Below are 10,103 nucleotides of genomic sequence, written 5' to 3' on the forward strand. Positions count from 1 at the left end.
GATGCGCCCGTCCACCGAATTTGTCAATGACTAGATTCGGCGTACGGTGCGTGCCATGACCAGTGAGCGCACCTACCACCACGGCGACCTGCGGCGCGCGGTCCTGGCCGCCGCCCTCGACGCCATCGAACAGGCCGGCCCCGACGCCCTCTCCCTGCGCGACCTCGCCCGCCGGGCGGGCGTCTCGCACGCAGCGCCCGCCCACCACTTCAAGGACCGCACCGGCCTGCTCACCGCCGTGGCCGCCGAGGGCTACACCCTGTTCGCCGACGCCCTGGCGAAGGCACCGGACCTACGGGAACGGGGCGTCGCCTACGTACGCTTCGCTGCCGGGCACCCCGCCTACTTCCAGGTGATGTTCCGCCCCGAACTCCTCCGCGCCGACGACCCGGGCCTGCTCGCCGCGAAGGCCCGCGCGACCGAGGAACTGCGCGCCGGGGTCAGCGACCTGCCCGGGGCGGCCCGCGGTGAGGACGCGCGCCTCACCGGCATCGCAGCCTGGTCCCTCGCCCACGGCTTCGCGACGCTCCTGCTCAGCGGCAACCTGACGGGCCCGGTCGGCGACCGGGATCCCGGCGAGGTCTTCCGGGTCCTCGCCGGGATCCTCTTCGAGCCGCCCACGGCCGCCGGCGAACCTACGACCCCAGAATCGTCGTGAGGAACTCCCCGGTCCACGAGAGGAGTTCGCGCCCCACCACCGGCTTCCCGCCGATACGGCCCGCCGTCGGCCGAGGCACCAGGATCTGGCGCGTGGCCGGCTTGAAGATCGTCTTGGGGTGCAGCCGCTTCAGCCGCAGCTCCTGCGACTCCCGCAGCTCCACCGGTGCGAAGCGGATGTTCGGACCCTGCAGCACGATCTCGCCCACCCCGCAGGCCCGGGCCAGCATCCGCAGGCCCGCCACCAGCAGGAGGTTCTCCACCGGCTCCGGCAGCTTGCCGTACCGGTCGGTGAGCTCCTCGCGCACCGCCCGGATGTCCTCCTCCGAATTCGCGGAGGCGATCGCCCGGTAGGCCTGGAGGCGCAGCCGCTCGCCCGGGGCGTAGTCGTGCGGGACGTGCGCGTCGACCGGGAGCTCGATCTTGACCTCCAGCGGCGGCTCCTCCTCGACGGAACCGTCCACGGCGGCCCGGTAGTCGGCCACCGCCTCGCCGACCATCCGGATGTACAGGTCGAAGCCGACCCCCGCGATGTGCCCGGACTGCTCACCGCCCAGCAGGTTTCCGGCGCCGCGGATCTCCAGGTCCTTCATCGCCACGTACATGCCCGCGCCCATCTCGGTGTGCTGGGCGATCGTCGCGAGGCGCTCGTGCGCCGTCTCCGTCAGCGGCTTCTCCGGCGGATACAGGAAGTAGGAGTAGCCCCGGTCCCGGCCACGGCCGACCCGGCCCCGCAGCTGGTGCAGCTGGGAGAGGCCGAAGTTGTCGCCGCGCTCCACGATCAGGGTGTTGGCATTGGAGATGTCGATGCCGGACTCGACGATCGTCGTCGAGACCAGCACGTCGAACCTCTTCTCCCAGAAGTCGACGACGACCTGCTCCAGCTGGCTCTCGCCCATCTGCCCGTGCGCCGTAGCGATCCGCGCCTCCGGCACGATCTCGCGCAGCCGCGCCGCGGCCCTGTCGATGGACTCGACCCGGTTGTGGATGTAGAACACCTGGCCCTCGCGCAGGAGTTCACGCCGCACGGCCGCGCCGATCTGCTTCTCCTCGTACGGCCCGACGAAGGTCAGAACCGGGTGCCGCTCCTCGGGGGGCGTCGTGATCGTCGACATCTCGCGGATGCCGGTGACGGCCATCTCGAGCGTACGGGGGATGGGCGTCGCCGACATGGTGAGCACGTCCACGTTGGCCCGCAGCTTCTTCAGCTGCTCCTTGTGCTCGACACCGAAGCGCTGCTCCTCGTCGACGATGACCAGGCCCAGGTCCTTGAACTTCGTCTCCGACGAGAACAGCCGGTGCGTGCCGATGACCAGGTCCACGGAGCCGTCCTTCAGCCCCTCCAGCGTCGCCTTCGAATCGGTCTCCGACTGGAAGCGGCTCAGTGCCCGCACGTTGACGGGGAACTGGGCGTACCGCTCGGTGAACGTGCCGAAGTGCTGCTGCACCAGGAGCGTCGTGGGCACGAGGACGGCGACCTGCTTGCCGTCCTGGACGGCCTTGAAGGCCGCGCGGACCGCGATCTCCGTCTTGCCGTAGCCGACGTCACCGCAGATCAGCCGGTCCATCGGGACGGACTTCTCCATGTCCTCCTTGACCTCGGCGATCGTGGAGAGCTGGTCGGGCGTCTCCGCGTACGGGAAGGCGTCCTCCAGCTCGCGTTGCCAGGGGGTGTCCGGGCCGAAGGCGTGACCGGGGGCCGCCATCCGCGCCGAGTACAGCTTGATCAGGTCGGCGGCGATCTCCTTGACCGCCTTCTTGGCCCGCTGCTTCGTCTTCGTCCAGTCCGCGCCGCCGAGCCGGTGCAGGGTCGGGGCCTCGCCGCCGACGTACTTGGTGACCTGCTCCAGCTGGTCGGTGGGGATGTAGAGACGGTCGCCCGGCTGGCCACGCTTGGCGGGGGCGTACTCGACGAGGAGGTACTCGCGGGTCGCGCCCTGCACCGCGCGCTGCACCATCTCGATGTAGCGGCCCACACCGTGCTGCTCGTGGACGATGTAGTCGCCCGCCTGCAGCGTCAGCGGGTCGACGGACTTGCGGCGGCGGGCCGGCATCCGCCCCAGGTCCTTGCTGGCGGTTCGCTGTCCGGTCAGGTCCGTCTCGGTCAGCACGGCGAGCTTCAGCGCCGGGTCGACGAAGCCGTTGTCGATCGCACCGCACGAGACGTGGACCAGCGACGGCGTGATCTCGGTCAGGTCCTGGTCGAGACGGGCCGCGATGCCCTCACCGCCGAGGACCTCCACGGTGCGGGACGCAGGCCCCTGGCCCTCGGTGACGTACACCGTCCGCCAGCCGTCGGCGAGCCACCCCTTGGTGTCGGCGAGCGCCCGGGCGGTGTCCCCGCGGTACGTCTCCGGGGCGCGCATCCCCAGCTTCAGGGTGGTGTCGTCGATCTCGTCGTCGGCGGCGAAGGGGGCCACCGACCACCACATCATGCCCAGCTCCCGGGCCCGGTCCCGGACGTCCGCGATGCCCCGCAGGGAGGCCGCCCCGACGTCGATCGGGGCCTCGCCGCCGCCCGCGGTGGCGGCCCAGGACGCCTGGAGGAACTCCTGGCTGGTCGCGACGAGGTCCGCCGCCCGGGTCCGCACCCGCTCCGGGTCGCAGACCAGCGCCATCGAGCCCTTCGGCAGGACGTCGAGCAGCAGCTCCATCTCGTCGACGAGCACCGGGGCCAGGGACTCCATGCCCTCGACCGCGATGCCCTCCGCGATCTTGCCGAGCAGCTCGCCCAGCTCGGGGTGGGCCTCCGCGAGGGCCGCGGCCTTCTCGCGCACGTCATCGGTGAGCAGCAGCTCACGGCAGGGAGGGGCCCACAGCCCGTGCTCGGCGACCTCCAGGGACCGCTGGTCGGCAATCTTGAAGTAGCGGATCTCCTCGACGTCGTCGCCCCAGAACTCCACCCGCAGGGGGTGTTCCTCGGTCGGCGGGAAGACGTCGAGGATGCCGCCGCGCACGGCGAACTCGCCGCGCTTCTCGACCAGTTCGACCCGGGCGTACGCCGCTGCCGCGAGGGCGTCCACGACCTCGCCCAGATCCGCGGTCTGCCCGCTGCTCAGCGCGACGGGCTCCAGGTCGCCGAGCCCCTTGACCTGGGGCTGGAGCACGGAGCGGACGGGGGCGACGACCACGCTGACCGGGCCGGTCTCCGGGTCGTCGGGCCGCGGGTGCGCGAGCCGGCGCAGCACCGCGAGGCGGCGGCCCACGGTGTCCGAGCGGGGCGAGAGCCGCTCGTGGGGCAGGGTCTCCCAGGACGGGAACTCCGCCACGGTGTCGGGGGGCAGCAGGGTCCGCAGCGCGGCGGCCAGGTCCTCGGCCTCCCGGCCGGTCGCGGTGACGGCGAGCACCGTACGCCCGGCGTCACGGGCCAGCGCGGCCACGGCGAAGGGGCGCGCGGCGGGCGGCCCGACCAGGTCGACATGGGCCCGGTGGCCGTCGGAGGCGGCCTTCACCGCTTCGGAGAGCGCCGGGTCGGTGACGACGACATCCAGCAGACCGTGCAGGCTCATGAAGGTTCCGTCCGGTGGGGCGAGTGGGCAACGCGAAGGACCCGACACGTGGGACGGGCCGGGGTGTCCAGCGTACGACGCCGGTGTGTCACCCGCGCGAGGGAACGCCGTTGTCCGGACGGCGGCAGCGGGGCCGGCCTCGGTCCGTAGCGTCTCCTGAGCTCTCCGACGACTTCAAGGACCTCATCAACGGCACGGAGGCAAGGCCGGACGTCTTCCCCCGCTCCACCGCGCCCCCTTCGACCGCATCCTCGCCGCCCAGGCCCGGGCGGAGGGGCCGACGATCGTCACCCGCGACACGTGGATCCCTCAGTACGACGTGCCGGTCATCCCCGCCTGACGGAGGCAGCGGGACGCGAACCGGCCCCGGAGCGTCTGGAGGAACGTCCCGGGGCCGGAGCAGTCATCGTACGGCCGGCTCCGTCACCCGTCCGTGGCGATCGCGTTCAGGACGTTCATCCGGCCGGCCCGGAAGGCCGGGACCAGGGCGGCGAACAGTCCGACGAAGGCCGAGGCGACGAAGACGGTGAGGATCGTCGGCCACGGGATCTCCAGGACCTCGAGCCCCTCCAGCGCCAGCAGCTTCTGGGCCGAGGTGCCCCAGCCCATCCCCAGGCCGAGTCCGAGCAGGGCGCCGAAGAGGGCGATGACCACGGACTCCAGCCGGATCATGCGCCGCAGCTGGCGGCGGGAGAGGCCGATCGCCCGCATCAGCCCGATCTCGCGGGTCCGCTCGACGACCGACAGCGCCAGGGTGTTCACGACACCGAGCACCGCGACGATGATCGCCAGGGCGAGCAGGCCGTACACGATGTTCAGCAGCTGACCGATCTGGTCCTTCAGGTCCTCCTTGAAGTCGGCCTGGTTCTGCACCTTGTACTGCGGGTACGGGGCGAGCGCGCTCTTGAGGGCGGCGTAGGCCTCCTTCTCCTTGCCGTCCTGCGCCGAGGCGAACATGATCATGTTCTCGGGCATCCGGTCGGCGGCGACGTGCTGCTCGGCGGTGGTGACGTTGGTGTACATCGCGCCCCGGTCGACGTTCGTGTCGTCGGAGGTGATCGCGGCGACCTTCAGCTTCGCGGTGTCGCCGGCCTTGAAGGCGACGGCGATCTCGTCACCGACCTCGATCCCGTGCAGGGCGGCGTAGTCCGACCCGACCGACATGGAGTTCGCGCCGTACGCCTTCGCCAGGTCACCGGCGACGGTCGTGCGCCGCAGGTCCTGCGGGTACGTCGGGTCGGCGGCGGTGACGTGCTCGTCCGCCGTCGAACCGTCGGGGTTGGTGAGCTTCGCGGCGAGGACCTTGTAGTCCGTGACGTGCTCGATGCCGGGCACCTTCGCGATGGCCTCGGCGGCCTGCGGGACGACGAGCTGGCCCGTACCGGACTGGACGATGAAGTCCGTGCCGACCGACTTGTCGAGCTCGTCGGTGGCCGAGGCCACCATGGACGAGCCGACCACCGAGAGACACGCCACCAGGGCCAGGCCGATCATCAGCGCGGCGCCGGTCGCTCCCGTGCGCCGCGGGTTGCGCAGCGCGTTGCGCTCCGCCAGCCGGCCGACCGGGCCGAACAGCCTGAGGACGACCGCGCCCAGCACCCGCACGACCACGCCCGCCAGCAGCGGGCCGATCACGATGAAGCCGACGAGCGTGAGGACCACGCCCGCACCGAGGTAGAGGGAGCCCTCGCTCGCCTCGTCCATCTGGGTCGCCGCCCACAGGCCCGCGGCGCCGGCCCCGGTGAGGACCAGTCCGAGCGAGGCCCTGACCCATCCGGACGTGGCGTCCGCGGGGGTTCCGGCGTCCCGCAGGGCGGCCATCGGGGAGACCCTGCCGGCCCGTCGGGCCGGGATGTACGCGGCGAGGACGGTGACGACGATGCCGAGCACCAGCCCGGTCACCGGCGTCGTCCAGGCAATGGTGAGGTCCCTCGTGGACAGCTCCATGCCCAGGGCGCCCATGAGCTTCATCAGCCCGACGGCGAGGCCGATGCCGGCCCCGACGCCCAGGACCGATCCGACGACGCCCAGGAGTACCGCCTCGACGAGCACGGACCGGTTGACCTGCTTGCGGCTGGAGCCGATGGCCCGCATCAGGCCGATCTCACGGGTGCGCTGGGCGACCAGCATGGAGAAGGTGTTGACGATCAGGAAGACGCCCACGAGGAGCGCGATCCCGGCGAAGCCGAGCATCGCGTACTTCATGACGTCCAGGAAGGACCCCATGGAGTCCTTGTTGGCGGCCGCGGCCTCCTTCTGGGTCTGCAGCTTGTACGTCGCCGGGTCGCTCAGGGCGGCCGCCACGCTCTTCTTCAACTCGGTGTCGGACAGGCCGGGTTCGGCCGTGACCGAGATGTGCGTGAAGACACCGGAGGCACCCAGCAGCTTCTGCTGCGCGGTGGCGGTGTCGAGATAGACGACCGCCGCGCCGGGGTTGGTCACGGTGAACGAGGCGATCCCCGTGATCTTCGCCCTGATGTCGCCGGTGACGGCGATGGTGCGCACCTCGTCGCCGAGCTTCAGATCGTGCTTCTCCGCGGTGTCGGCGTCGATCATGGCCTCGGTGGGTCCACGCGGGGCGTGGCCGGAGGTGATCTCCATGGACCGCAGGTCGTTGTCGGTCCAGTTGCCCGCGATGGTCGGGGCTCCGGTGTCCGACCCGAGGTTCTTGTCGTGGCTGTCGACGAGGGTGACGGCCATACTGCTGACCGCGCCCTCGGCCTTCTTCACCCCGTCGACACCGGCGACCTCGGCCACGACGGACGCGGGGAGCGCCTCGGGCTTGCCGTTCTCCGGGAGGTCGTCGGCGCCGGCCGCCTTCTTCGGACTGATCGTGACGTCGGCGGAGGTCGCCGCGAAGAGCTTGTCGAAGGTGGTGTTCATCGTGTCGGTGAAGACGAGCGTGCCGCACACGAACGCCACGGACAGCAGGACGGCGACGGCGGAGAGCGCCATGCGCCCCTTGTGCGCGAGGAAGTTGCGCATCGAGGTCTTCCAGACGGTCATGACGTCCGCCCGCGTGCGTCGAAGTCCTTCATCCGGTCCAGGACCTGCTCGGCCGTGGGGTTCTTCATCTCGTCGACGAGGGCACCGTCCGCGAGGTAGAGGACCCGGTCCGCGTAGGAGGCGGCCACCGGGTCGTGGGTGACCATGACGATGGTCTGGCCGAGCTCGTCGACGGACCTGCGCAGGAAGGACAGCACCTCGGCGCCGGCCCGCGAGTCCAGGTTCCCGGTGGGCTCGTCGCCGAAGATGATCTCGGGCCGTGCGGCGAGCGCCCGGGCCACCGCGACGCGCTGCTGCTGGCCGCCGGAGAGCTGGGTGGGGCGGTGCTTCAGCCGCTCGGCGAGACCGACGGTCTCCACGACCTGCCGCAGCCAGTCGGCGTCCGGCCTGCGGCCGGCGATGTCCATCGGGAGCGTGATGTTCTCGATGGCGTTGAGCGTCGGCAGCAGGTTGAACGCCTGGAAGATGAAGCCGATCCGGTCCCGGCGCAGCTGCGTCAGCTTCTTGTCCTTGAGACCGGTGATCTCGGTGTCCGCCAGGTGGATCTGACCGGAGGTCACCGTGTCCAGGCCCGCCAGGCAGTGCATCAGCGTCGACTTGCCGGACCCGGACGGGCCCATGATCGCCGTGAACTGCCCGCGGACGATGTCCACGTCGACGTGGTCGAGCGCCACGACCCGGGTCTCACCCGCCCCGTACGCCTTGACGACCTGCCTCGCCCGCGCAGCGACGGCCGTACGCCCTCCAGTGTCCCCGTGCCTGGGAATGGTCACAGCCGTTGTCACGGTTTTTCTCCTATGTCGGTTGATCGGTGGACGTCTCTGTGTACGTTCCGAGTCTCTGGTGCGGAGGGGGTCCGGCGCGCTGGTGCCCGGCACCGTCTTGGTGTGGGGTTTTCCCCACCCCTCCCCCTGCGGTGGGCCACATCGGCGAGGTAGGAACACGCTAAGGAACGGGGGCCCGCGCCCACGTCCTCCGGCGGGAGGAACAGTCCCTGGGCCGAAGTGCGGAGCTTCCCCTAAGGGGCCGGGCCCCGATGATGAGACCTGGGTAGGGGGTCTCGCCCCTCGGCCGGGGACTGCCGGGCGGGCACGGCTGGTGAGACAGTGTCACCCACTCGGATAGATGCATAGGGAAGGAACCTCTGTGGGCGGCACGGAGAGCGTCGGCGGCACGGACCGTCCGGAGGCGGCGCGCGGGACGGCCGCGCCGGAAGAGGCACCGGACGCCGATCGGGCACGCCGCCCGGTCGCCGCGGCCCTCATGCTCGGCATGGGCCTCGCGGCCATCGACGGCACCATCGTCGCGACCGCCGTACCGCAGATCGTGGGCGACCTCGGCGGCTTCTCCGTCTTCTCCTGGCTCTTCTCCGGCTACCTGCTCGCGGTGACCGTCACGCTGCCGGTGTACGGGAAGCTCTCCGACACCTTCGGGCGCAAGCCCGTCCTGATCGCGGGCATCATCCTCTTCCTGGCCGGCTCCCTGCTCTGCGCCGCCGCCTGGAACATGGCCGCGCTCATCGCCTTCCGCGTCGTCCAGGGCCTGGGGGGCGGAGCCCTCCAGGGCACGGTGCAGACCATCGCCGCCGACCTGTACCCGCTGGGGGAACGCCCGAAGATCCAGGCCAAGCTGTCCACGGTCTGGGCCACTTCGGCCGTCGCGGGCCCCGCGGTCGGCGGGCTGCTCGCCGCGTACGCCGACTGGCGCTGGATCTTCCTGATCAACCTGCCCGTCGGCGCCGTGGCGCTCTGGCTGGTGGTCCGCCACCTCCACGAGCCCACGCGCCCGCGCCCCGCCACGCGCCCCCGCATCGACTGGGCGGGCGCCCTCGCGGTCTTCGCCACGGGTGCGCTCCTGCTGACCGCCCTCGTCCAGGGCGGCGTCGCCTGGCCCTGGCTCTCCGCCCCCTCGCTCGGGCTGTTCGGAGCCACCGCCGCGCTGGGCTGCCTCACGGTCCTCGTCGAGCGGCGCGCCGCCGAGCCCGTCATCCCGGGCTGGGTCTGGCGACGCCGCACGATCGCCTCGGTCAACCTCGCCCTCGGGGCGATGGGGCTGCTCATGGTCGCGCCGACCGTCTTCCTGCCGACCTACGCCCAGTCCGTCCTCGGGCTCGGCCCGATCGCCGCCGGGTTCGTCCTGTCGGTGATGACCCTGAGCTGGCCCGTCTCCGCCGCGCTCTCCGACCGCGTCTACAACCGCATCGGCTTCCGCCGCACCGCGATCATCGGCATGTCCGGCGCCCTGCTGGTCCTGCTCTGCTTCCCGCTGCTGCCCTACCCCGGCTCCGCCTGGCAGCCCGCCCTGCTCATGCTGCTGCTCGGTGCGACGCTCGGCCTCTTCCAGCTCCCGCTGATCATCGGGGTCCAGTCGACGGTGGGCTGGGCCGAGCGGGGCACGACGACGGCGTCCGTCCTCTTCTGCCGCCAGGTCGGCCAGAGCCTGGGCGCCGCGGTCTTCGGCGCCGTCGCCAACGGCGTGCTCACCTCCCGGCTGGCCTCCTCCCCCGTTCCCGGGCTGCCCGGCGACCTGGACGCGGTCTCGCACGCCCTGGAGGACCCGGCGGCCCTGACCGCCGCGGCGACGGACCGTCTGCGGCGCGCCGTCGACACCGCCGTCGACCACGTGTTCACCGGGGCCGCGGGGGCCGCCGCTCTCGCCCTGCTGGTGCTCGTCGTCCTGGCGCCGCGCCGCTTTCCGGTCCTGGACGAGCACGAGAGCGCTCCCCGGACGCCGAAGGACTAGACAACTGGCGTGTTACCTAAGGTAGTTCGCCCGGGGCTCTCCCCCTCCGCGATACCCGCGAGTAACGTACGCGCTCCCGAGACAGCGCGTCCGCGCACCTGCCTTGCAGTCCGTCCCCGGACCCGAGCCATGCAAGGAGCACCGCCATGCCGCACCACTCGCAGCCACCCCCTCACCCGCCCCCGCACC

The 10,103-nt window shown here is 71.5% G+C and carries 5 protein-coding genes; 2 read left to right on the plus strand and 3 right to left on the minus strand.

All coding sequences use genetic code 11. The annotated features are described in order from the left end of the window. The first annotated feature begins 55 nt into the window (after positions 1-55). The gene (locus B9S57_RS32975; protein WP_103760830.1) at positions 56-658 is read left to right on the plus strand and encodes a TetR/AcrR family transcriptional regulator; all 603 of its coding nucleotides are present in this window, start codon (positions 56-58) and stop codon (positions 656-658) included. Here the strand turns inward: B9S57_RS32975 and mfd are convergent. The 3 genes from mfd to B9S57_RS32995 all read right to left on the minus strand — a co-directional run bounded on the left by mfd (position 636) and on the right by B9S57_RS32995 (position 7,957). After that, positions 636-4,166: a transcription-repair coupling factor gene (mfd, locus tag B9S57_RS32980; protein ID WP_103760831.1), complete on the minus strand. Its 3,531-nt coding sequence runs from the start codon at positions 4,164-4,166 to the stop codon at positions 636-638. The two genes, B9S57_RS32975 and mfd, sit on opposite strands and share 23 nt — an antisense overlap. A 423-nt stretch (positions 4,167-4,589) precedes the next feature. Further along, the gene (locus B9S57_RS32990; RefSeq protein ID WP_103760832.1) at positions 4,590-7,172 is read right to left on the minus strand and encodes an ABC transporter permease; all 2,583 of its coding nucleotides are present in this window, start codon (positions 7,170-7,172) and stop codon (positions 4,590-4,592) included. Further along, positions 7,169-7,957 carry an ABC transporter ATP-binding protein gene (locus tag B9S57_RS32995; RefSeq protein WP_103760833.1) on the minus strand — a complete coding sequence of 263 codons (789 nt, stop codon included), beginning with the start codon at positions 7,955-7,957 and terminating at the stop codon, positions 7,169-7,171. Before B9S57_RS32995 ends, B9S57_RS32990 begins: the two co-directional genes overlap by 4 nt. 340 nt (positions 7,958-8,297) lie before the next feature. Between B9S57_RS32995 and B9S57_RS33000 the strand changes: the two genes are divergently transcribed. Then, complete coding sequence (locus B9S57_RS33000; RefSeq protein ID WP_103760834.1) at positions 8,298-9,914, plus strand: MFS transporter; 1,617 nt, start codon at positions 8,298-8,300, stop codon at positions 9,912-9,914. Positions 9,915-10,103: the final 189 nt, after the last annotated feature.

The organism is Streptomyces sp. SM10, assembly GCF_002910915.1.
GTDB lineage: Bacteria > Actinomycetota > Actinomycetes > Streptomycetales > Streptomycetaceae > Streptomyces.

Bases quoted from the DNA above. Each gene is read 5' to 3' on its own strand.
- B9S57_RS32990 (WP_103760832.1), bottom strand. From the start codon at position 7,172: ATGACCGTCTGGAAGACCTCGATGCGCAACTTCCTCGCGCACAAGGGG.
- B9S57_RS32975 (WP_103760830.1), top strand. From the start codon at position 56: ATGACCAGTGAGCGCACCTACCACCACGGCGACCTGCGGCGCGCGGTC.
- mfd (WP_103760831.1), bottom strand. From the start codon at position 4,166: ATGAGCCTGCACGGTCTGCTGGATGTCGTCGTCACCGACCCGGCGCTC.
- B9S57_RS33000 (WP_103760834.1), top strand. From the start codon at position 8,298: ATGCATAGGGAAGGAACCTCTGTGGGCGGCACGGAGAGCGTCGGCGGC.